Origin of the sequence: Streptomyces cynarae, from assembly GCF_025642135.1 — a bacterium.
GTDB classification, from domain to species: Bacteria; Actinomycetota; Actinomycetes; order Streptomycetales; family Streptomycetaceae; genus Streptomyces; species Streptomyces cynarae.
Map to the genome: position 1 here is coordinate 6,343,125 of NZ_CP106793.1, position 24,238 is coordinate 6,367,362.

28 protein-coding genes and 1 pseudogene are annotated in these 24,238 nt (G+C 64.9%); 18 read left to right on the forward strand and 11 right to left on the reverse strand.

Annotation, left to right across the window (positions count from 1 at the left end; translation table 11 throughout):
• Positions 1 to 101 precede the first annotated feature (101 nt).
• The 7 genes from N8I84_RS28900 (at position 102) to N8I84_RS28930 (ending at position 6,647) form a co-directional block, all read left to right on the forward strand.
• A complete protein-coding gene (locus tag N8I84_RS28900; RefSeq protein WP_263232361.1) occupies positions 102 to 1,403 on the forward strand; it encodes a S8 family serine peptidase in 1,302 nt (433 codons plus the stop codon).
• Positions 1,404 to 1,945: 542 nt separating this feature from the next.
• Complete coding sequence (locus N8I84_RS28905) at positions 1,946 to 2,269, forward strand: hypothetical protein (protein ID WP_263232362.1); 324 nt, start codon at positions 1,946 to 1,948, stop codon at positions 2,267 to 2,269.
• Positions 2,270 to 2,364: 95 nt separating this feature from the next.
• Positions 2,365 to 3,102, forward strand: coding sequence for a hypothetical protein (locus tag N8I84_RS28910; RefSeq protein ID WP_263232363.1), 738 nt, complete (start codon positions 2,365 to 2,367; stop codon positions 3,100 to 3,102).
• 27 nt (positions 3,103 to 3,129) lie between these two features.
• Positions 3,130 to 4,641 (forward strand): WXG100 family type VII secretion target, encoded by a 1,512-nt coding sequence (locus N8I84_RS28915; protein ID WP_390898958.1) that lies wholly within the window; start codon positions 3,130 to 3,132, stop codon positions 4,639 to 4,641.
• 125 nt (positions 4,642 to 4,766) lie between these two features.
• A complete protein-coding gene (locus tag N8I84_RS28920) occupies positions 4,767 to 5,222 on the forward strand; it encodes a hypothetical protein (RefSeq protein WP_263232365.1) in 456 nt (151 codons plus the stop codon).
• 342 nt (positions 5,223 to 5,564) lie between these two features.
• Complete coding sequence (locus N8I84_RS28925; RefSeq protein WP_263232366.1) at positions 5,565 to 6,206, forward strand: hypothetical protein; 642 nt, start codon at positions 5,565 to 5,567, stop codon at positions 6,204 to 6,206.
• Between the two features lie 99 nt (positions 6,207 to 6,305).
• On the forward strand, positions 6,306 to 6,647 hold the full coding sequence (locus N8I84_RS28930) for a hypothetical protein (protein ID WP_263232367.1): 342 nt from the start codon (positions 6,306 to 6,308) through the stop codon (positions 6,645 to 6,647).
• 28 nt (positions 6,648 to 6,675) lie between these two features.
• Here N8I84_RS28930 and N8I84_RS28935 read toward each other — a convergent pair whose 3' ends face one another.
• Complete coding sequence (locus tag N8I84_RS28935) at positions 6,676 to 7,053, reverse strand: hypothetical protein (RefSeq protein ID WP_263232368.1); 378 nt, start codon at positions 7,051 to 7,053, stop codon at positions 6,676 to 6,678.
• Between the two features lie 137 nt (positions 7,054 to 7,190).
• Here N8I84_RS28935 and N8I84_RS28940 point away from each other — a divergent pair.
• From N8I84_RS28940 to N8I84_RS28950, 3 genes and pseudogenes are all read left to right on the forward strand, one after another.
• A pseudogene (locus tag N8I84_RS28940) lies at positions 7,191 to 7,961 on the forward strand (transposase).
• Between the two features lie 184 nt (positions 7,962 to 8,145).
• Complete coding sequence (locus N8I84_RS28945) at positions 8,146 to 8,760, forward strand: hypothetical protein (RefSeq protein ID WP_263232369.1); 615 nt, start codon at positions 8,146 to 8,148, stop codon at positions 8,758 to 8,760.
• A 286-nt stretch (positions 8,761 to 9,046) separates the two neighbouring features.
• Positions 9,047 to 9,631, forward strand: coding sequence for a hypothetical protein (locus N8I84_RS28950; protein WP_263232370.1), 585 nt, complete (start codon positions 9,047 to 9,049; stop codon positions 9,629 to 9,631).
• Between the two features lie 12 nt (positions 9,632 to 9,643).
• Here the strand turns inward: N8I84_RS28950 and N8I84_RS28955 are convergent, their stop codons facing one another.
• Both N8I84_RS28955 and N8I84_RS28960 read right to left on the reverse strand, forming a co-directional pair.
• The gene (locus N8I84_RS28955; RefSeq protein ID WP_263232371.1) at positions 9,644 to 10,384 is read right to left on the reverse strand and encodes a hypothetical protein; all 741 of its coding nucleotides are present in this window, start codon (positions 10,382 to 10,384) and stop codon (positions 9,644 to 9,646) included.
• A 22-nt stretch (positions 10,385 to 10,406) separates the two neighbouring features.
• Positions 10,407 to 10,724, reverse strand: coding sequence for a type VII secretion target (locus N8I84_RS28960; protein WP_263232372.1), 318 nt, complete (start codon positions 10,722 to 10,724; stop codon positions 10,407 to 10,409).
• 84 nt (positions 10,725 to 10,808) lie between these two features.
• Between N8I84_RS28960 and N8I84_RS28965 the strand changes: the two genes are divergently transcribed.
• The 3 genes from N8I84_RS28965 (at position 10,809) to N8I84_RS28975 (ending at position 12,544) form a co-directional block, all read left to right on the forward strand.
• Positions 10,809 to 11,207: a hypothetical protein gene (locus tag N8I84_RS28965; protein WP_263232373.1), complete on the forward strand. Its 399-nt coding sequence runs from the start codon at positions 10,809 to 10,811 to the stop codon at positions 11,205 to 11,207.
• A gap of 447 nt (positions 11,208 to 11,654) precedes the next feature.
• The gene (locus tag N8I84_RS28970; RefSeq protein ID WP_263232374.1) at positions 11,655 to 11,855 is read left to right on the forward strand and encodes a hypothetical protein; all 201 of its coding nucleotides are present in this window, start codon (positions 11,655 to 11,657) and stop codon (positions 11,853 to 11,855) included.
• Complete coding sequence (locus N8I84_RS28975) at positions 11,852 to 12,544, forward strand: hypothetical protein (protein ID WP_263232375.1); 693 nt, start codon at positions 11,852 to 11,854, stop codon at positions 12,542 to 12,544. Before N8I84_RS28970 ends, N8I84_RS28975 begins: the two co-directional genes overlap by 4 nt.
• A gap of 202 nt (positions 12,545 to 12,746) precedes the next feature.
• Here the strand turns inward: N8I84_RS28975 and N8I84_RS28980 are convergent, their stop codons facing one another.
• The 6 genes from N8I84_RS28980 to N8I84_RS29005 all read right to left on the reverse strand — a co-directional run bounded on the left by N8I84_RS28980 (position 12,747) and on the right by N8I84_RS29005 (position 17,607).
• Entirely contained in the window at positions 12,747 to 13,004 is a 258-nt protein-coding gene (locus tag N8I84_RS28980) for a hypothetical protein (RefSeq protein ID WP_263232376.1), read from the reverse strand.
• A complete protein-coding gene (locus tag N8I84_RS28985) occupies positions 13,001 to 14,107 on the reverse strand; it encodes a hypothetical protein (protein WP_263232377.1) in 1,107 nt (368 codons plus the stop codon). Before N8I84_RS28985 ends, N8I84_RS28980 begins: the two co-directional genes overlap by 4 nt.
• Before the next feature lie 39 nt (positions 14,108 to 14,146).
• Positions 14,147 to 14,395: a hypothetical protein gene (locus N8I84_RS28990; protein ID WP_263232378.1), complete on the reverse strand. Its 249-nt coding sequence runs from the start codon at positions 14,393 to 14,395 to the stop codon at positions 14,147 to 14,149.
• Positions 14,396 to 15,034: 639 nt separating this feature from the next.
• Entirely contained in the window at positions 15,035 to 16,306 is a 1,272-nt protein-coding gene (locus tag N8I84_RS28995) for a hypothetical protein (protein WP_263232379.1), read from the reverse strand.
• Positions 16,307 to 16,476: 170 nt separating this feature from the next.
• Positions 16,477 to 17,058: a hypothetical protein gene (locus tag N8I84_RS29000; RefSeq protein ID WP_263232380.1), complete on the reverse strand. Its 582-nt coding sequence runs from the start codon at positions 17,056 to 17,058 to the stop codon at positions 16,477 to 16,479.
• A gap of 30 nt (positions 17,059 to 17,088) precedes the next feature.
• Positions 17,089 to 17,607, reverse strand: coding sequence for a hypothetical protein (locus tag N8I84_RS29005; protein WP_263232381.1), 519 nt, complete (start codon positions 17,605 to 17,607; stop codon positions 17,089 to 17,091).
• Between the two features lie 191 nt (positions 17,608 to 17,798).
• On the opposite strand from N8I84_RS29005, the gene N8I84_RS29010 reads away from it, so the two are divergent.
• The 5 genes from N8I84_RS29010 (at position 17,799) to N8I84_RS29030 (ending at position 22,434) form a co-directional block, all read left to right on the forward strand.
• Positions 17,799 to 18,125, forward strand: a complete 327-nt coding sequence (locus tag N8I84_RS29010; protein WP_263232382.1) for a hypothetical protein — start codon at positions 17,799 to 17,801, stop codon at positions 18,123 to 18,125.
• A gap of 20 nt (positions 18,126 to 18,145) precedes the next feature.
• A complete protein-coding gene (locus N8I84_RS29015) occupies positions 18,146 to 19,288 on the forward strand; it encodes a WXG100-like domain-containing protein (RefSeq protein ID WP_263232383.1) in 1,143 nt (380 codons plus the stop codon).
• Between the two features lie 397 nt (positions 19,289 to 19,685).
• Positions 19,686 to 21,344 (forward strand): alpha/beta hydrolase family protein, encoded by a 1,659-nt coding sequence (locus N8I84_RS29020; RefSeq protein ID WP_263232384.1) that lies wholly within the window; start codon positions 19,686 to 19,688, stop codon positions 21,342 to 21,344.
• A gap of 58 nt (positions 21,345 to 21,402) precedes the next feature.
• Positions 21,403 to 21,873 (forward strand): hypothetical protein, encoded by a 471-nt coding sequence (locus tag N8I84_RS29025; RefSeq protein ID WP_263232385.1) that lies wholly within the window; start codon positions 21,403 to 21,405, stop codon positions 21,871 to 21,873.
• 30 nt (positions 21,874 to 21,903) lie between these two features.
• Entirely contained in the window at positions 21,904 to 22,434 is a 531-nt protein-coding gene (locus N8I84_RS29030) for a type VII secretion target (RefSeq protein WP_263232386.1), read from the forward strand.
• Here N8I84_RS29030 and N8I84_RS29035 read toward each other — a convergent pair.
• Together N8I84_RS29035 and N8I84_RS29040 are read right to left on the reverse strand one after the other, a co-directional pair.
• Positions 22,394 to 23,137 carry a hypothetical protein gene (locus N8I84_RS29035; protein WP_263232387.1) on the reverse strand — a complete coding sequence of 248 codons (744 nt, stop codon included), beginning with the start codon at positions 23,135 to 23,137 and terminating at the stop codon, positions 22,394 to 22,396. The two genes, N8I84_RS29030 and N8I84_RS29035, sit on opposite strands and share 41 nt — an antisense overlap.
• Positions 23,138 to 23,258: 121 nt before the next feature.
• Positions 23,259 to 23,792 carry a hypothetical protein gene (locus N8I84_RS29040; RefSeq protein ID WP_263232388.1) on the reverse strand — a complete coding sequence of 178 codons (534 nt, stop codon included), beginning with the start codon at positions 23,790 to 23,792 and terminating at the stop codon, positions 23,259 to 23,261.
• Positions 23,793 to 24,238 lie beyond the last annotated feature (446 nt).

Below are 24,238 nucleotides of genomic sequence, written 5' to 3' on the forward strand. Positions count from 1 at the left end.
GACAGAACGTCATCCGTCCACGTATGAGGGCTGGCGCAGCCAGCATCTGAGTGAGGAGCAAGGAATTGGGTTTCAAGCGAGTCGGGACCACGACAGGAGTCGTGGCGTTGACGGGAGCCTTGCTCCTCACTTCAGCCCCAATGGCCTCGGCAGACGCCGTACGAGATGCGCAATGGCCCCTGACGATTTATGACGCCGAAAAGGTTTGGAAGACTTCACAGGGAGCGGGAGTTACCGTCGCTGTGGTCGACTCAGGGGTGGACGCCAACCAACCCGATCTCACAGGACAAGTCCTGGCCGGTAAGGACTTTACTGGTGGCGGAGATCCTCACAATGATACCGATGGTCACGGAACTGGAATGGCGAGCCTAATTGCTGGCCATGGACATGGTGCGAACGGTTCCGCTGGCGTGATGGGTTTGGCTCCAAAGGCCAAGATCTTGCCGGTAAAAGCTCCGGCGAGCGCGGGTACTGAAACCTGGGCTGCTGGCGTCCGCTACGCGGTGGATCAGGGAGCTTCGGTTATAAACCTTTCATTTGGTGACAGCAGTGCATATCCGGGATCGGCAGGCGCCGAGGCCATCAAATACGCTCAAAAGCACGATGTCGTAGTAGTGGCAGCTACAGGCAACGACTCCGGAACCGTGAGCTATCCGGCTGCACTTCCTGGAGTAGTGGCTGTTTCTGCTGTGGACAAGGACCTCAAGTACTGGTCCAGCTCAAACAAGGGGAATGTCACTGTCGCAGCTCCAGGCGTGCAAACAGCTCAGGCTGATCCAACTACCCGGAGCGGTTACGCGGTGGCGGATGGAACTTCTGGCTCCGCTGCCTACGTCTCAGCCATCGTGGCGCTCCTCCGATCCAAATACCCTGACCTAACCGCAGGCCAGATCATCAATCGCCTGATCAAGTCGGCATCTTTCCTGAACAACGAGGGCAAGAAGGCCCCGGACAGTGAGCTGGGCTACGGAATCGCCCGCCCTGGTTCCGCGCTGACGATGAATATCCCCGCCGGTCCCAAGGACGGCCCCCTCGCCCAGGCCTCGCCGCCCACGTCCACGACCTCCGGTAGCGCCTCGAAGGGCAACGACGGCACGAACCCGGTGAAGAACGAGAAGAAGTCCTCCTCGGGCAGCATCTTTCTCATCGCCGGCATCGCAGCCGTAGTGGTCGTCATCGCGATCGTCTTCGCGGTAATCCGCAGTCGTCGCAACCGCGGGAGCGGCGGTCCCGGTTCGGGCGGCGGAGTCCCCCCTCAGGGCACGGGCTACCCGCCTCAGTATCCGTCGGGCCACCAGCCGTACCCCAACGCAGCCTCCAACCAGGGGTACCCCGCACCTGCAGGACAGCAGCCGCAATACCCCAATCCCTATACCCAGCAGCCCCCACGCCAGGGACAGTAGGCATTCTCAGCGGAAGTGGCTGTGACTCGGAACGATTCGCGAATCGCCAAGCTGTCACCTCGCCAGGGCCTCACGGTGGAGTGCCCAAGCATCCCAAGGACGGTCTTCCGATGGGATCCAGTTTAGCCACGAGGGCGACTCGTAAAACGACACCACAACGAATCATCGCGAACGCGAAGGGACTCTCCTAATGGGTGCCATCGTCCTCATCGTGGGCATGATCGGTATCGGAGCCGTGATTGGCGCCGTAGTCGTCTTTACCGTAATCCGAAGCCGCCATAATTCCGGGACCAGACCCGTCAACTCTGGGGTAGGGAATTACTCTCCTCGCCTGCGTTACCCGCCTCAGCAGCAGATCTACCCAATCCAGCCGCCGTACCGCTCCTCTGACCCTATTCAGGGATATCCCACTCCTCCCGGACAGCCGACCCAGCCTCCCAACCCGTACGCCCAATAGAAAACTCTTTCCGTGGGCAATGAATGTGAATTACTCCTCGCGTGGGGGCAATGCGAATCCCATAGTCGCTGTGTCTTGAGGCTCAATGGACACCAAAAAGAGGGGAGGTCTCATGGCGGGTTACTACAAAGTGGAGCTGGACTCCCTTGCCAGTCTCATCACTCAAGTCGGCGAATGTGTCGACGAAATGCGCTCTGCGATGAGGGCACTGAAAGATATCGGGCCCAGGGGGACTGGACTGGCAGAGCTAGAAAAGGCTTGCGGTGACTTCCAGGAATCATGGGGTTACGGTATCGGCCTCATTGCGGACGCGGCAGATGGGGTAACCAAAGGGCTTGCCGAGACGAAGAATACCTATGAAGCCATCGAAGAGAAGATCGCTGAGGAATTCAACGTCCCCGGGACTTAGCCGGAAAATATCATGCTGATCCGCGCAGGCGGCGCATCGCCCCAAAGGAGGGTAATGACCCCGCGAGCGCGACATGCAAGTGTATCGAGAGGTCCATGTCCGACTTGCCCGGTAAGAGTCCTGCATCCTATGCGGCCATTGATTCTGGCGAATCAGTGGCATTCCGCTTCCAAGCGCAGCCAGAGTTTCATGAGGTCCCACTCGGGATCGGTATTGATGAGGATGCGCTTGATGAGCAGATGCGCTCCTTTGCCCGCGACTATTGGGGGAACAGGGAGGATTGGGAGCCTCTTCGTAGAATGTTCGCGGCAGTCCACACCGCTAACGCGCAGCAACTCGCTTCTCAGGGGGTCGTGTACTACGCACTGGGAGTGTTCCCCATCGGCGGCACAGCAGACGGAGCTGTTCCGCCCGAACGGATCAGTCGTTGCACGCTGCTCGTCAGCACAAGGGAGTTGGACAACTCGAATCCCGTCGTCAGCGCGGCTGGGATAGCGGAGGCACTGGCCCATTCGAATCCTGATGGTGAAGTTCAGCCTGTCCGAATTCCGGCTGGGCCTGCCGTGATTAGTATCGGGGCATCCCGTGCTGTGTGGAGTCTACCCGATGGTGGGGAACAGGAGCGTTTCCTTGTTCGCATTGAACTCTGGGTCCCATTTCCAGCCGACAACCGGCTTCTTTTGTTCTGTTTGAGTACTTCAGACGTGCATGACCTTCATCGGTACCAGGCCATCTTGGCCGACATCGCGGACACGATTTCCTTCGGCGGCGTGAAGAGAGACAGCGATGTCATGGCGACAAGCGCTCACGATATAGGTGCCACCTTCGGGTAAATTCGCCAGGAGGAAGAGGAAGAAATTATGAGCCACCAATCCTTCGACGCGCTCGGATTTAACCCCGCCCCGGGAAGTCCGGAATCCATGGAGATGCTGGCCGCAACTCTTAGTAAAGTCGGGAATCAGCTGAACAGCACCCACAGCACACTGGCGCGTCTCGGCACACCGGGAGGTATTTGGGAAGGGGACGCAGCTGAGGGATTCTCCAAGAAGGTCGGCGAGCTGCCGAAGTACCTTGAAGATGGCCATATCTCACTTATCGAGGCTGCGGCTGCGCTGGCCAAGTGGAAGTCTCAACTGATTGATTTCCAGCAACTCGCTGCGCGCTATGAGACTGAGGCAGAAGAAGCGCGTCGGATACTACGACAGGCTGAGAGTAATCCGGATCTGAAGCTCGCTGGTCATGTTTTCGAAACAGATGAGGCACTGCAAAACGCCCAGCAACGCCTAGACTTTGCCTCCGGGAAGGTGAACGAGGCCACGGAATGGCTCAACGCGATTCTGCGAAAGGCCGAAGAGCTACTCAGGGAACACGAGGAGGCCGCACGTATGACGGCTGCCGTCATACGCATGGCCTCTGAACGGGCGCCGGATAAGCCCGGATTCTTCGATGGGTTCATGGACTTCCTGAAGGGGATCGGGGACAAAGCCCAGGATATTGCCAACGACATCTATAATTGGCTCAAACAGCATGCCGACACCGTATATAAGATCGGTGACTGGCTGGGCTGGGCCAGTGCAGCATGTGACGTTCTTGCGGTCATCTTCTCCGAGACGGTTATTGGAGCCGTTGTTTTTGAAGCAATTGGTAGGGTACTGAACGCTGGAGCTTTTGCTTTTCATGCAGGTGGCTGGGCGCTAGGGGCTAAGAAGGGCTCTTGGGTAGATATCGGTCTCGATATCGTTGGATTCGTTCCCTTCGGTGACTTGGCTAAGGTCGGAAAGACGGGGATAGGCGCGCTCAAGGGCGTGACGATCCCGCTGCATGTGGCGGAAGCCGGATCGAAGGCAGCGGATTCACTCAAGCGTGCGGATGACATCGTACGCGAAGTGGGTGGAACCGCGCGGAACTTCATCGAAGAAGACGGCATGCGATCCCTCGGCGTGGTAGGCGGAAAAATCGATGCAGTAAAGATCACTGCAGACAATTTCAAAGATCGTCTCGCAGTATCGGTTGCCAGGAACTTTGGAGATGCCAGCCTGTATCGGGCCGCCAGCGGCAAGTTCGGCGGTGTGTTGGACCAGACTGTTCCGAAACTGGTCGAGAGCACACCACTGGGCCGTATCCCTGCTCTGGCAGACTCGGTCAAGCCGATCACGAACGACGCTGGAGAAGTCGTTGGTAAGTACGTCGATCCTCGCTCATGGCCGGCGCGCGGGTATGAGGCCGTGACCGGAGCGCGGAATCTATACAAGGAGGGTGTCAGGATCGCAACGGAAGACGTCGAGTATCTGTCGGATAAGGTTCACGATACAGTCGGAGAGGTCCGTGACGCCACGGACAAGGTCTTTGGTGGCATTAAGGACTTTGGGTAGCATGCGGCGGACAGGCTGTGCGGATGAGTGTGAATCGAGCTGATCTATTGATGGCTGCACGGCCCCCGAAATCTCTGGTGGTCTCGCGCCTTCGCTACACAGCGCAGTGGCTATGGTTTCCCCCATTGGCGGTGCTGTGGCTGGCGCCGTACACCATTGCGCTCTGCTTGTATTTCTCTTTTCTCCCTTTCTGTATGGTGTGGGGCCTGGACGCCCCGGGCCCGCCCGGGAGCGGGCGTCGCTTTCGCTGGCGGCGGCGCATGTGGCTGGACCGCAAGCGCATGCAGAGGGAGGTTTCCACTGATCTACTTTGGCTGGAGGATCAGCTGAGGGCTCTGTTCGACGGCAGGCTTCCCATTCTGCTGGGGCGGCAGAGCAGTGGAACGGTGTGGCGGCATCGGGACGGGCGGATAGAGATCCACGACAGCTATTTCCGGCAATTGGGGGCGCCGCGAGCACTGCAGGTGGCTCGTGAATACGGCTATGTGCCAAGTGCCGATGGAATGAAAGAGATCCCGCGCTGGCTTGTGTTGCGCCGGGTCGATGACATGCGGGGAGTGGGAGCGGGCGGGCGGGCATGAACATCTCCATTGGCTGGAGGACCAGTTGAGGGCCCTGTTCGACGGCAGCGCACCTATCCCGCTGGGAAGGTGACACGATGCGGCGGCCGAGAAGAAGGTCGCGATCGCTGCGGCCAAGGAGCGTCACGCTCAGGCCGAGAAGAATCCCGACCTAAAGTTGGCCGGCCAGCAGTTCCCCAGCCAGGAAGAGGCCGACGCGGTGACAGCGGGAATGAGGGCGGTCGAGCGAAGCCTCAACGAGGCGATCCTCGCGCGGAGGTGGAACGAGGCTGAGATACGACGCTGCCCATGCCATCGAGAGTGACTTCGGTTAGCCGATTCCTGCACATAGAAGGAGACGAGATGTCGGAGAGTCGTCCGGGCCGGGCACCCGAAACCGTAGATGTCGAGCAGGTAATGAAAGAAAATTACCTCGCCCTGGCCAAGCTTCTCGCTTCACGTCTGACCGTTGTCGCCGTCCTGGTCGTCGTGCCAATGGCCCTGAACAGAGCAGGGTCTTCGGCCTCCTTTTTCCTCACGCTGCCTCTCGTTGCAGCGATGTTCGTATTCATTCTCACGGCTTACCGTCTCTGGGCCGGTGTCCGACTGAGCCAATGCCGGAAGGTGCTGAATCACTACCCTCTTGAGTTCCACACGCGTGTGGTCAAGAAAAGCTCGCACTGGACCGACTACGGCAATGTCTTCGAGGTCAAGATCTCTACGCGGGGTGAGCATGGAGCCCCGCTAATGAAGGCGATCAATGCAACAGGGCGCCGCCGTTGGCCGGAGGGGACGGAGAACGGAGCTTGGGTCTCAGGGGACCTCGCTTTTGGGGGCGTAATGATCGTGCCGGGCAGCAACGCGGTGCTATTTCTGAATCCAGCTGATTGGGACAAGTTGGCCGCCAGGCGGGAGCAGGCCGGCGCAGAGCGTGTTGCGCGAGCGGAACAAGCGGGGATCAACAAGCGGAATTGGAGGAAGCCGGTACTGCTGTGGGGCGGATAGCCGATGCCACACCGCTGCCTGTGTGCATAGCGCCGAAAAAATTGTAACCAGGAATGAGTGACGAGGGATTCTGGTTGATGAGGCGCGCGAAAGCGACTCGTGCGCCTGACAACGCAGATGTGGTCCGAGGCGGCTGAGGCGCTCGACAAGATGGCGGTGGCTTTGACCGCGCTTGGTGCGGCGGTCGGCGGTGGATACGGCCTCACAGCGTTTCCTCACGCGTGCTGCTATCTCAGCCTCGGGTCGGTTGCGGTCTGCTGGAGTGCCGTGATCTTGTTCGTCAAGGAAGAGGGCTGGCACTTCAGTTATCTGGTCTGCTACGTCGTGCCCTTGATGGCCGCGTACCGAGGAGTCCCGGGGAAGCACGAGATCCGTGCCGACGTTCGTACTGGCGTCACTAATCACGTCGTCGGCGCCGTCCCGGACAGCCCCGTTAGCTGACTTCAGACCGCTCTGCTGGCGGCCCGCCTCACAAAGGTAGCCAGTTGGGCCACCCCACGGGCTTGCCGCCCGGTTCGCACATGCTGTCCGGGTGGCCGGGCGACACGTACCACACTGCCAACTCCGGCCAGAGCAGCATCGCAGTGGCAAGAATCGTCAACACCAGCGGCAGCAGGATGCGCCGGCGGCCTGTCATCTTGCGCATCACAGCCCACAGCACGGTGGACACCGTCGCCACGCCGGTCGACGCGACCACCCATGCGACGAGCTGGTAGGGGCCGTCGGTGCCGATGTCGCAGTTCGCCCAGGTACTGATCAACATCAACGAGGCCGCGTACCCGGACCCCAGGAACACCACCCACCCAACCAGCCAGGCGGCCGTGCTGTACTCGGCTTTTCTCCCCACTGGGGCCCGGCTCCATTGTCTCCGCACAGTTGCCTTCCGCCGGGAGTGGTGCGCCATAGGGGCGGCCGATCACCGATCGCTTCGTCCTTGCGGCGCGTGATGTTACAGCGGGCGGCGGCACAAGTGTGATGATCTCGGTGTGCCTGGTGATCACGGCGTCGGAGCCGTCTTGGATAGCCCCGTTCTCCGGGTTCAGCCCGCGGTGTTTCACCAAGTTGGTGACCGCGCTGCGCCGCGAAGGTGCCGATGAGGTGCGACCGGGCCGGCCGTGGAGCCTGCCGCTGGAGGACCGGGTGCTGCTGGTTGCCGCGTATTGGCGGACGGACCTGACGCGGCGCCAGCTGGCCCCCGCTGTTCGGGACCTCGAAGTCCGCAGCCGACCGCATAGTCGACCATCTCGGTCCGTCGCTCGCTCTCCAGCCGCGCCAGCGGTTCCGCAAGGACACCGTCCTGATCGTGGACGGCACGCTCGTGCCGACTCGTGACCACCGGGTGCCGAGCAGTCGAAGAACTATCGGTACTCCACCAACCACCAAGTCGTCATCGACGCGGACACCCAGCTGGTCGTCGTGGTCGGCCAACCCCTGCCAGGCAACCGCAACGACTGCAAGGCGTGGGAACTGTCCGGGGTCAAGGCAGCCGTCGGGAGGACCGCGGTGATTGCCGACGGCGGCTATCGGGGCACCAGTCTGATCATCCCGCACCGGCGCGCGAAGGGGCAGGCGGAACTGCCAGCTTGGAAAGAGGAGCACAACACCTCGCACCGCAAGGTCCGCGCCCGCGTCGAGCACGTCTTCGCCCGCATGAAGGGCTGGAAGATTCTCCGCGAATGCCGGCTGAAGGGCGACGGTGTCCACCACGCCATGCTCGGCATCGTCCGCCTGCACAACCTCGCCCTCGCCGGTTAGACGGGCGAGCCCCGCAGCGATCCCCACCGCGTTCTCATCGGCTGGGAGATCATTTACGGGACACCCTTAGAAGACGTAACACGCTTTCGACGATAGAGCGCGCGGCACCTGTCGGCGCGCCCGACGCTGCTGGAAGTGTCGCTGCCGACATCGCCGCCGACTTCGGCTGACCTGGGATGTACGAGTGACCCTCAACTTGAACAAGCAGGGCTGCGACGGCCCGGTGGCGTGGGACACGCCGGGTACCCGATGCGCTCTCCATCGCTGGACGGCGCGGAACCTGGCCAAGTCGCTCGCTTGGGTGGCGCTGTGGTGGGGGACGTTGTACCTCACGGTCCTATTGCCCACGGCAGCTGTGGCTTTGATGGTGCTGGTCCTTGTAAGGATCGGAATCCTGGCAATTCTCGCCCTCGGCAGACTTTTCAGGGGGTGGCGGATGCGGCGCATCCTCGCTGTCTACCCCTGGCGCCAGCAGTCCGGTGCTGTTCGGATCACCAAAGCCAAAGATGCGCTCTTCGTTCTGCCCGATCCGGACAGCCCAGAGACGACGGTGTCGCTGAAGGTGGCTGCCGGGCTGTTCCGCTCTTGGAGCCGCGAGACCCTGAAGGGTTACGACGAGGAACTCTGGTACGCGGGTGACCCGCGATTCGCCTGTGTGGTGGCCAAGCCCGGCCTACGCGGCCTTGGCTACCTTGTTCAACCCACCGCCTACAACCCCCGCACCTCCCCCCGTCGCAAAGGCCTGAGCGCGGAAGCCCGCCGTCGCGCTCGGGCCATCGGCGCACGGGTCGCCGACTGAGGCACGAGTCTGCGGCGGGCCGGCCTGTCCGTAGCGTGGTCAGGAGTCGTTAGGCTCCCCGTGAGCGTCCTTAGCCTGATCGCCATGGCCGCGGAGCCGCATACCCTGAGCATCATCTCCACGCGGGCAGTCACACCCGGGCTGCGCACCGGGGCCAGCGTGCTGGTTTACTTGGGCCATGTGAGGGAGCGCGACACGGTCGGTGCAGTGTGAAGTCGGTGCCGAGAGACGGCATGAGGTTTGACCGTGAGTTGGTCGAAAAGTACTACATGGGAGAGGGCGCGTAGTGACGCAGCCGGAATTGACGCCGCTCGCACCAGTCACGACGCTCCCCCAACCCGGCGTCATGGGCCGTGCTCTCGGGGGATTGTTCTTCGTGCTCGCTCTGGTGATCTTCGGGGTCGGGCTTTACAACGCGTCCCACTCGGCCGGCGTCGTCGGCACCCATGGCACTTTGACCGTGGAGCGCTGTTGGGTCGAACAAGGTAGCCGCAACTCCAGCGACCACACGGTATGCGGGGGGACCTTCAGGTCCGACGACGGCAAGGTCGTCGACGATCAGGCGAGCATCCGGGCCAAGGTGAAACCGGGTGGCAAGGTTTCCGTGCAGCGGGCTGGGGGCTGGTACGTGAAGGTCGGCTTCGGTGAAACGACCCGGTGGATCGCCATGTTCTTCCTCGGCTGGCTTGTGGCGGCGTTCGGCATGGCGTTCGCCGCCACGGGCATGTTCCCCCGCAGCGGGATGCAAGTCGCCCTGATCACCCGGGCGGTGTCAGGAACCAGGGTCGGCATGGTGCGAAAGTGGTTCGTTCGCGGAGGCCTCGCCGGTGCTGGTGTCTGCCTCCTCCTGACACTGCTGGCCTGGCTCTAGAGCTGAGGGCGGCTACACCGCGGGATTGTCATAGCTCTTCCCTGGCTCGGGAAAGCTATTGAGGGCGACGCTGAGCCTGCCGACCACCAACCCGCTGGCGGTCGTGGCCACATCCACGGCTTGCTGGGCGGCACTGTACGCTTCGGTGATGCGCCCCCACGTCTTGATCATTTCGGCGATTTCCAGAGCAGCAGCCGCATAGCCCACGACGGCACCCACACCCGTCTCGGCCAGCAGCGTGCCCGCCGCGAGCTCGACCTCCGCGATGATTGCCTCATCCGCCAGTTGTTCAAGCAGGCCCTTGATGAGGTCCGCGCCCCTGGCCACTGCGAGGCCGACCTCCTTGTAGGCGCTCTGAAGCTCCTTCAGGTCTCCGTCCAGGGAGTCGATCTTCTTCGCCAGCTCATTGAAGTAGACGTAGGCGGCATCGGCCGCATTGCCGTTCCATGTCCCATCCAGCTCTCTGTTGCCGGACTTCAGGTTCGTTGCTACGTCCTTGGCGAGCCTTCCCGTGTTTGCCCACATCTCGCCGCACTTGACGTACGACTCCCAGTCACCGGTGAACCAGGCGATGGCCTCTTCCAATGGATTGAAGCCGAAGACGAACTCGATCGTCGAGAGCGCCCATTCGCTGGGACTGAGGAAGTCGCTCACCGTGCTGACAGTGTCACCGACAATTCCCTTGGAGAACTCCTCGGGCTGGCTGGGTGCTTTGAGGTTGTCGGCAGGTTCGACAGCGTCTGTGAAACTCATGTGAGTGAGGTCTCCAAGTGCGTCAGCGCTTGCTCGGCGGGTAGGTGGCGTCGAGCTTTGACGCCTGGTCCTGATCGGTTGCCCGGTAGTATTCTGCGGACTTCGCCAGCTCCTTTGTGCTGGCAGTCAGGAGGCCGTGAAGTCGGGTGACCACGTCGTTGACCCCATCCATTGCCTGCGCATGCATACCGGTCGCCCATAGGAACAGTCCCTGCCCGGTGACTGCACCCATATCGCCGTACTTCTTGATGTACTCCTGCGCCTGATGCACGTCTTCAGCTGCACGCTCCACCTGGCGGCTGTACCCGTCAAGATCATCCGGCTTGACCTCGAACGTCATTCCTCACCCCGTCACCATGCTTCCGATCCACAGCCGCCAGCTACTCTAGCGCTGTCCAGGAACCCCCCGTGAGGAGCAGTGCGCATGGATGAACGCCAGGTCGGAGACGACGAATTCCTCGACATCGCCAAGGACCCGGCTCGGGCCCGGGCGTTGCGCAAGTCGCTGCAGAGGCTCGCGGGTAGCGGAGACGAAACCTTGCGGGAGATGGCCCGCGAAGTGCTGGCCGGCAGGGTCGGGTTGCGCCAAGCGATGCGGACGGGAGTCTACCGGGAGGCGCTGCATGAGAGGGCCACGCTGGGAAAGCATGCGTACGAGCAGATGAGTGCTGAAGAGCGCCGTGCCGCAGAAGCCGAGGGCCAGCGGCAATTGGACGAGTATCAGAAGGAGATCGACCGGGAGCAGGCTGACCGGCAGGGGGAGCGGGGGACGGGCAAGAAGGGGACGGCGGCTCGACATCATAGCCGTGGCTGGCAGCTGTGAGCGTTCCGGTGGCAGGTGCCGGAGCTCGCAATCATCACGGAGTGCTTTACGTGGCGAGTCGGGGGTAGCAGGGGTAGCCTCCGCGCGCTCCATCCCGTCCATATGGACGGGTTCTCGGCCAACATGTCCATTGCTGGGTGAATGCTGCGACTCCACTCGCAGAGTGACCGGTGTATTCAGGATTCGTTCGGACCCTTACCGTACTTGACTCTCCAGTGTGCCAACCGCAGTTCACCTCCGACCCCATCCGCCGATCAGCCCACCCAGGCCCTTCCGAGTGGCGATCCACTCGTTGTCGCGGAGCAGCCGCACCCACGGGATGGACTTCACCGAGCGGTGTTCCCCAACCGAACTGGTGCCGAAATCAATTGCGGAGCCGTCGCGTTGGCCGAAGCCAGAGGGCGTGTACATCCGGTACTCACTCCGGCTGCTGTAAAAGGTGTCCTTGTGTACGCGGGCCACGGGCGCGCTGACCGTAGACGTGGACGAGACGTCAGCGACCTGGGTGCCGACGGCCCGACGAGCGCCGTCACGGACGGACTGAACAAGGACCCCGCCATCGACGCCGTGACCGGTCAGCTCGACGGCCGCAAGGGCGAGGCCCCGTATCGTGTGCCGAAGACACGGATCGAGGAGGACTTCGGATGAGTGCCGGCCAGTACGGTCCGCCACAGCCCGTCTTCGAGCCGCGCCTGTTCGGCGGCGGTTCCCATGTGCCGTTGATCGCACCGTCGCTGCAGCCGCACGAGCGGCTGCTCGGCATCGTCGAGGTGAAGCTGAGCGATCTGATCCGCCGCCCCCTGCCCCGCGAGTTGCGGACTGGCAAGCAGTGGACGGGCACGCGGGGCGCGGTGGAGGGCGCCTTCGAAGGTGCCCTCTCGGCCGCGGATGCCGTCGAGAACTTCGACTTCGGCGTCATGCGCAGGCTCCGACGCATCGTGCGCGGGGCCGGTCTCACGGGTGGATGGCAGAGCATGGCCGGCCAGTTCGCGATCGCTGTGCGCACCGGACCCGACACCTCGCGCACCGATTACGACAATGAGCGGGCGCTGATGGTCTTCACCGACCGCAGGATCCTGCTGATGTGCACGGTCTCCACCAAGAAGGTGCCCCTGTTCGGCAAGGTCCCGCCCGGAACGCCGCTCAGGGAGGCCCGGCGTCTGGGCGAGATCCTGCCGGGACAGCTCCGGAACGTCGTCATCCGGCACACATCGCTCTCGGAACGCGTGGATCTGCACTTCGCCGACGGCTCCGTGGCTGCGGTCGAGGCGGCCAAGGAGCAGGCCCGGGCTCTGGAGGCGCTGAGTCAGGGCATCGTCCCACCCCCGCGACGCTGACCCGGAGTGCCGGCGCCCCGGTGGAAACGGGTTGTGTCCTGGTGCAGACCCTGCCCAGGGGCCAGTGCCTCGCAAGGGCGAGAGTGGCACGCACCGACGGCCGGTGCCATACGGCTGTCCCTGCGGATGAGATGCGATCAGGCCTGATGGCGAAGAACCGATGTCATGGAACGGCAGACCTGGCCCGCCCGCCCGGCTGGGTTCACCGATCACAGGTCCCGGACTGGCTCGCGCACTGCCAGCCCGAGAAGCCGTCCTGGGGGTGGTCGATGTCGTGGTCGAGTCTGATGAAGCCGTAGACCACGACGACGGTGAACGCGACGGCGGCCAGCGCCGCCAGCCACAGTACGACCCGCACTACTGACCTCGCGGATCCGCGGCGGCCAGGGGTCGGCTCGGCTGTCCGGTCGGGGTCACGGTCCCGGCGGGCGTCGTTGCTGGGGGTGTGCCGGCCGGTCATGCGCAGGACGTCATCTCGTCAGAGGTGCCGACGACATCGAAGTCCCGGCCCATGCCTACGGTGTTGAGGTGGGCGATGTCGGCCTGCTCCAGGTTCATGCTGGCCGGCCCCCAGCCCCCGGTCGCGTTGGCGCGGTGCTCGCTGGGAATGCCCCAGTCGTAACGCTTCTTGACCTCGACCCGGTACGTGACCTCCCCGTCGTGGACGTAGCCGGTCAGCCGGTACTGGAAGTGGTTGAGCGCGTAGTACCACTCCGTGCTGCTGTCCCCGTCCGCGGGGTTGGGAGCGGTGGACTTCCACTCGGTCGTGAACGGCCCGTCCGGGCGGCCGTGGACATCCTTCCGCAACGTGTCGTCGACGTCCGACTGGAAAGCGGGGATCTGATCCATCATGGTCTGCGGTTCCACCTCGACCGTCTTGCCACTGCAGTCGAGGTAGTGCTGGATCAGTCCGGCCGCCGTGGGCCAGCCCTTGACCGTGGCGAAGTACGCGCCGACGTTGTTCAGCTGGTTGCGGACCTTGTGGTCCTTGGCGTCCGGCTCCTCGATGTCGAACTTCCGGTTCTCGCTCTCGAAGTTGTGGGCCGTGCCGAAGACCACCTTCAGGCTCTTGGCCAGCCACTCGTCCTCCTCGCTCGCCTGGCCGAGGACCTCGTTCAGCCGCTCCTGGAGGCGGTCGGCGGTGCTCTGGTGCTTCTCGTAGTTCTCGTGCACCTCGGGGTCGTCCGGGTCGTCGATGACGCAGAACTCGATCCGACCGTCCGCACTGACCGTCATGCCCTGCTCCAGAGCCTCCTGCTGGATTTCCTGGGCCTGGCGCTGGAGTGCCTGCAAACCCTTGGTCCCGCCGGCGCCCTTGGCTCCGTCGCCCTCCGTGTCGATGAAGTCGCGCAGCCCCCTGACCTCCTTGTCCAGGGCTTCGATGTCCATCTGCACGCGGTCGCAGAACACCTGCGCCCGCTGACCGGCCTCGCCCTGCCAGTGGTCCTGGTGCAGCTTCTGGACCACGCCGTCGTGGAACTCCGTACGGGCTGCGTCGATCTTGCGGTGGATGGCGTTCCACCTGTCGGCGAACGTCTCCAGCGCGTTCGCGTCGAGTTCCATGAGTTGGTGGAAGGTGACCACGGTGCTGCTGCCTCCGGCTCAGCCGAACGGGTTGGGAGCGTGCGGGTCGGCGAACTGCGAGGCGGTCGCGAGCTCGTTCCGGTCGTAGGCGTCCGCGCTGTCGCGGAAGTTCTGGGAGGCTTCGTCCAAGCGGTCCGTGACGACTTTGAGCAGGCCCTCCCAGCGGCGCTGCATGTCGTCGATGCTGCCGACGAACGACCATCCGGGCGCCGCCTTCGCCAGGTCGCCGTCGGCGTCCTCGGCAGCGCCCCGCGTCTTGCGGAGCATCTCGGACGTGCTGTCGCACACGTCGGCCCTGCCCCGGAGGAAGGACGAGCTGACGCCGACGTCCGGATCGCCGCCCCAGGCCGGTGGCGAGGCCGGCGGAGGCGTGGGCGGAGGGCCCGGCGAGGGCGACGGCTCAGGCTGCGGTGCAGCGGTCGTGACTGGTGCCGATACCTGGGCATAGGCCAGCCTCGGATCGACCGGTCGGTTCATCGTCGCCTTTCCCGGAGCCGGTTGGCCGGCCCTCACCCCGTGCGGAAGGAACGTTCTTGCTCAGCCTAGGCCAGCAGCTACTTGGCATGCCAGTGACATCTCCGCATGCCAGTGACTCTCCCTGAACCGCACACGGCCGGGGTACGTACCCGCGCCGGAGCCGCGCACATGGCTCGGCGCGGGACTCTGCCAGGGGACGCTCTTCCTCGTGCGGCGACGAGCGGAACCCGATCGCGACGCTGAGCTCCCGCGGAATGGGGACCGCAACTGTGCGCGAGCAGCTTGTCGGTGCGGGCCGGCTCTGTCGGCTTCCGGTGCGCCGACCCCGCTCGGGGCGTGCTTCCAGGGATGGCCCGGACGGGGTCGTGGGCACCGACCGGATCCAACCGGATGGGGACAGCGATTGCTTCGGGCCGTCCCCCAACGCGGCTACGAACCGTCTGCGTGGACCGCGTACACGTACCTCTTGTCGACGTACTCGCTGAGGTTCCAGATGACGGACTCGCTGTAGGCCCAGCCGGACGCGCCACTGCTGTGGTAGCTGAGATCCTCGCAGCCGATGGCCAGGTCACAGACGGTGGTCGCCGTCGAGTCGCCGGAGTTGAAGGTGCGCAGTGCACCCTTTGTGGACGGGCCGGCGCTCGTCGACAGGTAGTGCTTGCTGTTGCGCGACACCACTCCCTGAATCTTCTGCTGGGCTACGGTGACGGCTTCTGACGCGGTGAGCGAGGCGATCTGCCGGTCGGTGTAGTCGAGGTTCCAGCGGACCACCTTGGGCGTGGTCGTACCGGGGCCCGTGCCGTTGAAGGTGCCGTCTGTGTAGTCGACGGTCCCGGACAGGGAGTACTCGCTCACCACCAGGCTGTCGGGGCTGCTGGCCCGGTCGAGACCGATAGTGGTGTAGCGCAGGTACTTCCCGGCGTTGTCGTAGGCGTAGCTCTGCGGCAGGACGTACTGGTACCCATAGCCGTAGTAGGACCCGTCTGTGTGCAGTCCGCACACATCCGGTTGAGTGGTGGCGACCTTGAAGAGGGTGTTCAGGTCGAACACCCTCAACCCCTTGTAGGTGTCGACGACATAGAGCAGGTTGCCGTACCACATGATGCCGCCGGCATGCTTGCGGATGGGGTTGAAGGAGTACTCCCCGGTACCGGTCGTGACCGGCTCTACGAGCAGGACGTGCCGGTACGTCGGTGTGCCGGCGGTGGTGTAGTCGACGAACGTCAGCCTCAGGCCCTTGTCGAGCGCGTACTCGTCGACGCCGTCGCCGTCGGGGTCTGTCTCGAAGTACCAGGAGACGAGGACGACTCTGTTGCTGCCGCCTGCCGGGTAGACCCCGTTGCCGTAGGCGTCGGCGCTGGTCGTGACGCCTTGCGGGATCCAGTAGTCCACCGCCTGGTCGGCGCTGTCCCAGGCGAATCCGGTCGCGAACGCCTCGACGGTGCTGGGGGCGCTCGTGAGGTGGGTGGCGTTGCGGTTGGTGTCGGCGATGACGGCCGTCGCGTCCACCTTGGTCAGCTTGGTCGCCAGACCGGCGGTCAGATCGGCGAACTCGCCGTAACTGTTGGAGGATCGGCTGCTGAGGCTGAACTGTCCCCCGTCGATCGTGGCCGCTTCGGCGACGGTGGGGACCGTCAGGCTGCCGGCGGTTGCGACGAACGGGGCCGTGGCCAGCCCCTTGAGGATCGTTCTCCGTGTCATGGTCATGAGGCGGAAAACTAAGCACACTCGATCAAGCAGCACAACCCGGCTTGCCTCGCCGGCGACACCGTCGGCATGGCCGGCGGAGAGGGAGGGGCCGTCCCCGCAGGCGCGGGGAGCGCCGCCTCACAAGGCCGGACAGACGACAGACGCGCGCCGGGGGACCTCCGTCACGTGAAGAACGTCACCAGCAGGCTGATGGCGAACCCGGCAACGCCCACCGCGACCAGTATGACGGTGGTGCGCAGCAGCGCCTGGCTCGCCGACTGCCCGGAGGAGAAGCCGGTGACTGCGCCGAGGAGGCCGACGGCGAGGGGGATCAGGCCGCCGAACCACCATGCGCAGCCGACGGCGATGGCGCCGACCCAACCGTGGTCCAGTTCGTAGGAGGTGTCGCCGGTCCTGCGGGCCTCGAGGACGTGGCCGCGCTGGTACAGGGCGTTGCTCTTGAGTTCGGCGTTGAGGTCCTTGACGCTGCCGTCGTCGGCGGTGAAGGTGCCGTAGCACCACCTGGTCCTGGTCTTCTTCCGTGAACTGCTGGACGTGCTCCGGTACTTGTAGTCGACGGTGCAGGTCTCGACGGTGAGCTTGCCCGGTGTGGACGTGGCGTGGGTGTAGGGGCCGAGGAAGGCGCCGAGGGCCAGGAGGACGAGGCCCACGAGGATCAGGCCCGCACCGATGAGGCGGCCGAGGCCCATCCGGTCTCCGGATGGGGAGGCATTCGTCGCGGCGTTCCCGTGTACTTGGGTCATTGAGGGTTCCTCAGGATGGGATTGCGGGCGTCACAGGGCGAATGAGCATACGAGCGCTGCCAGGACGCCCACGGCGAAGACGCCGCCCAGGACGGGGCCGGTCACGGTCGCGGCCGGCAGGCGCTGCCACGAGGCCGTGAAACCGGGGCCGTTGCGTGTGCCGAAGCCGGTGAGGAGGCAATAGCTGCCGAACGCCAGCAAGGAGAGGCAGAACGCGAGAATCGCGGCGTCTTTTCCGGGATCCCGGTCCTGCGGCTGCTCGAAGGTGTCGCCCACTTGTACAACGGGGATTTTCGTCCCGGTATCGAACCGTGACGAAGTCTGCACCGCCACGTCCTGGTAGGTCGCCCCACCGTGTTCTGCGGTCCAGGTTCCGGTGCAACTGAACTTGAGTTCCGTGGTACGCCTGTGCGTGCCGTAGTGGGTCTTCGTGTGTGCTTCGCATGAAGAGACGGTGAGGGTTCCGTCGGTACCCTCGCCGGCGAGTTCGCTGCGCAGTTCCGGAATGGTCAACGCGGCGACGACCGCAGCCACGACGAGCAGTCCCAACCCGAGGAGCCTTCCGGCCCACAGGCTCCTTGTACTGCTGTAACGCGGCTGTGCTGTCAGCACTGTCGGTTCCCCCCGGACGACTTGACGATCTCTTGACTGACGGGCTGGCTGGGTCGTGCGCGAGGAGTCTAAGGTATCGGCCTGTCGTGCAATACGAACTGCGGCAACGGGGAGTCCGGGGGAGAGCGATGGAGTTCGACACCTTTGACGTTGACACGGCCGTGCTCCGGAATCAGGGGCGGAACTTCATCGACCTCGGGGGTGATTTCTCGAAAGCCTCCAAAGGGCTTCAGGACACTCTCGAAGGGTTGGGAGAGCCCTGGGCGGACGCGGACTTCGGGGAGCTTTTCGGCCAGGTCTACACTCCGATTCGCGACGGAATCCTCACATCGATGGACAGCCTTGCGAAAGGGCTCCAGCAGATCGGGCACAACCTGCAGGACATGGCACGTGAATACGACGGATCGGACGCGTCGAACAGCGACCTGCTGAACGGAATTTCCGGCCGCATCTAATCAAATACGGGGCTATTGGCATGTCGCTCACACTGCCCAGCGAGCTCGTCTGGGTGCTCGACCTCCTCGGCTACAGCTGGCCCGAGGCCGACGAAGAAGCACTGCACGAGGTCGCCGAGGCCTGGCGGAGTTTCGGCGAGGCGCTGGAAGGCATCGAGACGCAGGGCGAACGCTTCGCCCGCACCGTCGTCGCCGCCAACGTCGGCACGGCCGTCGACGGCTTCAGCAAGTCCTGGGGCGCCTACACCGGCGCGAACGGCGAGGACAGATACATCCCCGACGCGAAGACCGCGTGCGAAGTGATCGCCCTCGCCTTCGACGCGGCCGCGGTGGCGGTCCTCACGGCAAAGCTGTCCGTCATCGCGCAGCTCGTCGCCCTCGCCTTGGAGATCATCGCCGCGCAGGCGTCGGCCCCCTTCACCTTCGGGCTGTCCGAGATCGGCGGGCTGGGCGCGACGCAGGCCACGCGCGTGATCGTCCGGGAGCTGCTCGACAAGCTCAAGAGGGAGGTCATGGAGGCGATCACCAAGGCAATGGAGCACGCCTCCATGGACGCCCTCAAGAAGATCGCCAAGGAGCAGCTCGAGAAGATCACCAAGGAGAAGGTCAAGCAGTACGCCAAGCAGCAGATCAAGGAGCAGGCCAAGCAGTTCGTTCAGGAGAAGGTGGTCGACGCCGCCAAGGACAAGGCCAAAGAGGCCGCCATCGGAATGGCGCAGGACATCGGCCGGCAGAGCATCGAGACCTACTTCGACGCGCGGTCCGGCATCGACCTCGGGGAGACGGCGGGCGTCGCCAAGACGGCGGCCGGCGAGTACGTGGACGGCCTCAGGAACGAGGTCACCGGGGGTGAGGGTTCGACCTTCGCCGGCTACACCGACGTGTCCGGGCACGTGGACAACGCCGTGGACAGCGCGACGGAGAAGATCAGCGGGACGGTCGGGGACCGGGTACAGCGGGGTGTCGACGCGGTGGCCGGACACGGTGCCCGTACGACGCAGGCATCCGACGGTGCTGAGGCCACCGCCTCCACCGAGGGTGCCGGCTCCGCGGGCACCACGCAGGCGTCCGACAGAGCCGTAGCCACCGCCTCCGCGGCTCGCTCCAACTCCTCCAACACCTCGGAGGGCACGGACGACTGGGCCCGAAGCGAGTTCGGATGACGCCGACGCTGCCTTTCACCGCCCCACCGCCCCACCGCCCCACCGCCCCACCGCACTCCCCGCACCACCGCCCTGACGCACTCCCCGCACCACCGCCCTGACGCACTCCCCGCCCTTGCCGCCCTCATGCTCGTCAGGAAGGACGTACCCGACCCGTGACCGCCGACCGGTAGATCCCGTTCCGATACGGCGGCACGGTACGGGTGCTTTGGCCTGCATCGGTCGACGTGGGCCACGTCCGCGCGGAGTTGGGGATTGCTGCGGTGTCGAAGTCGTCGGCTAGGCTGTGGCGCCTCGAACTCATGAGTGAGCAGTAGCAACGGGGGTTGCCTTATGTCCACTTGGGTGGACGTGCCATGCCCTGAAGGGTGCTCGGGCCGGCCGGCCGGGAGCCGACGTGGCTTCTGACTTCTCCCGGCTGATGAAACAGGACTTCTCCGACCTGGAAGCCGCTGCCAAGGTCTGGCGCAACCTGTCCACGACCATGGACTCCCTCACCGACCGCCACCGTCGGCAGGTCACCGGACCACTGCACCAGTCCTGGAAGGGCGACGACGCCGACGCGGCCCTCTTCTACCTGGAGGACGTCGAATCCCGGATCGGCGTGGTCGAGACGGAGGCCATGGCCATCGCCGAGGTCCTGGACACTTCGAAGTTCTGGATGGAGCAGGCCCGGACGGACCTCCGCAACGCGGTGCGGCGTGCGGAAGAGGACCATTTCGAGGTCGACGGCGACGGTGAGGTCAGCGATCCGACGACCACCGGCCTGCCGCACCAGGACCCCGACGCACGGCAGATCATCGCGGACCGCAGTGTCCTGTTGGGAGAGCACCGCGCGGCCATCGACGAGGCCCTGACCGCCGCGCACAAGGCAAGCGATGACGGCGCGAAGGCCCTTGCGGAGCTGAACGGTGACATCCTCACCGACCCGCTCAACCATGACGCGGCAGCCGAATCCGCCCAGGACGTCAAGAACGCCATGAAGGCGGTGGGCGTCCAGCCTCCGCAGATCCCCGACGACGACCCGAAGGCCGCCGCGGAGTGGTGGAAGGCCCTCAGCCCCGAGGAGCGTCAGGCCTACACCACGCTCTATCCGAAGGAGATCGGCGCGACCGACGGTCTGCCGACCGACGTACGCGACGACGCCAATCGCACGGCCCTCGCCCAGGAGATCAATCTGGCCCAGGAGGGCAACTACGCCGAAGGGTTCCCGGGCGACAGCCTGGAGACGGTCAACAGGCGTCTGAACAACATGCTGGTGCTCAACGAGCGGCTCGACGCCGCGGACGGCGCACCCAAGGGCAAGGAGCTGTACCTCCTCGGCTACGACTCCAAGGACGACGGACGGGCCATCATCGCCATGGGCAACCCGGACACCGCCGCGCACACCGGAATCCTGGTGCCCGGCACCAACACGAACATGGACGCCGTGCCTGGTCAGATCGAGCGCATCGGCAGGCTGCAGTCGGCGGCGACGCAGCAGTCCAACGGCCAGAGCGTGGCGATGGTCACCTGGCTCGGCTACGACGCCCCCGAAGCTTCCCTGACCGATTTCAACAGCGTCGGCGGGACCGGACGGGCCGAGGACGCCGCTCCGGACCTGCGCCGGTTCGTGGCGGGCATGCACGCCTCCCACGACGGGTCGCCGAGTCACACCACCGTCCTCGGACACAGCTATGGCTCGACAGTTGTCGGTGCCGCTGCGGCGGGGGGGGGCTCCGGTCTGGGAGCTGACGACGTAGTGGTGGTCGGCAGTCCGGGGATGACCGTGGACAAGGCGAATGATCTGCAGATGGACCCGGAGCACGTATGGATCGGCGGGGCGGATGACGACGCCGTAATCAAGCACGCCGCCAATCTCACCCTTGGCCCCGACCCGATGTGGAGAGAATTCGGTGGCAACAATTTCGAAGTCGACACGCACGGCCACAGCGGTTATTGGAACAAGGGCAGCGACTCCCTCGCCAACCAGGGAGCAGTCATCGCGGGGAAGCAGCCCACGGAGGTTCCGAAAGAGGACCTGCCACCGGAGGCTCAAATCGTACCCGGCCTTTAACTCCCTTCTCCGCACGGTACTGGCTGTCTCCGCAGCCCTGCTCCTGACTGGAGGCTGTATGTCTCAAGGTGACGACCCGAACGCCCCGTTGCCCCGCATGGAAAAGGACGCCGCGGTGAAATGGGCCAAGGACTACACCGCGTACATGGCCCGGCTCACCGATGTCCAACTCACCCCCTCGACGGCCAAGGTGAATTTCGAGGCGTGCATCGGGGAGAACGACGAGGTCGCCGAGGACGGCCGGTACAGCCTCTTCTACTACGTCAACTCCCCGGCCCCTGTGACGGAGCACACACGCGTCGTGCGTACGCTCCGCCGGGAACTCTCTCAGCAAGGGTACGAGGTCACCTCATACCGGGAGTTCAAGAACGCTTATGCGTCGGCGGTGTTCAGAGCCCGCAACAAGAAGAATTCCTATGTGGTCACGGCCGACACCGTCGGTTCGGGCAAGACGGAGCCACAGGAACTCTCCTTCGCCGTACGCACCCCTTGCATGCTCCCGCCCGGAGTGAAGCAGCAGCAGTTCTGAACGGCCACGAGGAACTGAGAGGAACCGCACGTGTCCCAGCGCACCGACGTCGATCCCGCTGAACTCCGCGCCTCCGCCGGAGCCTGCGACGGCATGGCCCGGACCATGAAGGACCCCGCCGACAAGGCGGTCAAGGAGACCGGTACGGCGGGTACCTCACTCACCGGCTGGTCGATCGGACCCGCCCTGGCGGAGATCGCCACCAGCTGGAAGCCCGCGCTCGACGGTCTGCACGCCCGTATCCAAGCCGGCGGGGACAATCTCAGGTCGTCGGCGGACGGCCACGAGTGGAACGACGAGCGGGTCTCCCAGGACTTCGAGAAGATGGGCACGGACACCGCGACGCAGGCCACCCCCGGTGTGATGCCCGCGGTACTTCGCCCACGCGAGGGAGAGCAGCACCCCGTCCGGCACCCGGGCGCCGCCCCCGGGTTCGACCCCGGAGGCCGCCCGTCCGACGACGGACCACTGGACCCGCGCACCTCGTACGGCACCAACATGCCGACATACGACGAGACCATCAGCACCCGCCCCACGCCCGGCACGAACGACTTCGGCTGACTCGCTGCACGTGCCCGAGGCTGCGGTAGACGCCCGGGGCCGCCCGTCTCAGCGCGAGGATTCGCGCGACGCTCCCGGTGCCCCCTGCGGTCCGGAACGCCCATGCAGCCGGCCTCACGCTCGGTCTCGCCGAGCCACAGATGGGGGACCCGCTGCCGGATCGCAGCGCCCAGGGCCACCCGGGAGCTCGCGGGGACAGGGAGGCGGTAGCGCAGCCGAGGAAGGGTGGGGTGCGGCGGTTCCTCGTCGCGGACCAGGGGCCACAGGACCGGGTCGTCGCGGTCGACGGGGCGCTGGGGCACAGCTCGATGGAGTAGACCTTCAGGCCGCGCTTGCCCACCTTGCTCCAGTGCAACCCGAGTCCGGCGAGGCTCTGCCAGGGGATGACGTTCTGCGCCTTGCCGTTGCCGACCCACAGTTCCCTGTGGTCGACGCTCACGCCGGCGTGCCGGGCCGACCAGGTCGTGATCAGACTCATGACGCCGATGAAGCCCATGAACAGCCCGATGACGATTCCCGCGATGCCCTTGGGGTTCGGCCCACCATCCCCGAGCCCGGCGGCCATCACCACGCCGCCGAACAGGACGAGAGCACTGATCGCCGTGAGCACGATGCCGAGTGTGATCAACCGCCGCGCGGTTGGCCGGCCGGTGGGTACGACAGTGGCGGTGGGGGAGGTGGAGAGGTCGCCCGGTATCGACATGAGGTGCAGTGCAGGGAACCTCTCCGTACCCCGGTGGACCGGGGACTCGGGCAGGATCCGGGCGACCGAACCGGGCCTCGGGGGTCGATTCTCCTGGCCCGGACCGGCACCCGACGACCAGTCACGTCCGACGGCGCCCGTTGCCGACGGCGTAGGCAAGGCCCCAAGCGGCGGCCGCGGCGACCACGAGGCCGAGCGGGGAGAACCAGTCGACTCCACCGTGGGCTTCGCTGGTCCACCAGGCCTTGGCGGGGAAGAAGGGCTCGGCTTCCAGCAGGTCCCTTAGGGCCATGGGCGACTGCTCCGATGCCACGACGAGCGGGATGGCGTTGGCGTAGCCGAAGAAGGCACCGAGCGCGGCGATGACGGCCCCACCGATCCGGGCGCCGTTGCTCCGGTGAGCCATCAGGCCGACGAGGGAGCCGACAATCGCGCCGTTCAGCAGCGCGTGGGCCAGGTAGAGGGTGTTGGCCGTCGTGACCGACTGATCCTTGTACGTGGCCAGGATGAGACCGCTGTAGAGCAGCGAGACGACGACCGAGACGAAGAATCCGAGGAGGACCGCGCCGACCGGATTACCGCTTGCGGTCGGCTGCTGCCCGAAGGGGGGTGCCTGGAACGGCGGGCCGGGCTGCACCGGGTACGGCGGTTGCACCGGCGGCGGGCCCGGGACGGGCGGTGGCCCACCGTACACCGGAGCCTGGCCCGGAACGGGTGGCAACCCGGCCTGCATCGGGGGCTGCCCCGGAACCGGCGGCGGCCCGGGCCGCATCGGGGCTGCCCAGGGGCGGTCGGCGGCCCGAATCCCGGCTGCTGCTGCTGCGGCGGCGGGGCGGGCTGAGCGTACGGGTTGGAGGGGTTGTGCGGTGGCTGTGGTGGCAGCGGTGGTGGTTGGAACGGCGGCTGGCTCAAGATTCCCCCATGGAGTCAACTGGCAGAAGCAGCAAGTTATCAGGGAGATCAGGAGGCGGCCGTCGGAGCCGGAGCGAGCTGCGTGAAGGGTGCTGAGGGGCTGGCGTGACGGAGCTGTTCTGCCGTTCGACGATTTCGAATGTCGAAGCACTCCATGGTGGACTCACCGAACCTCATGCTGGGAAGCCG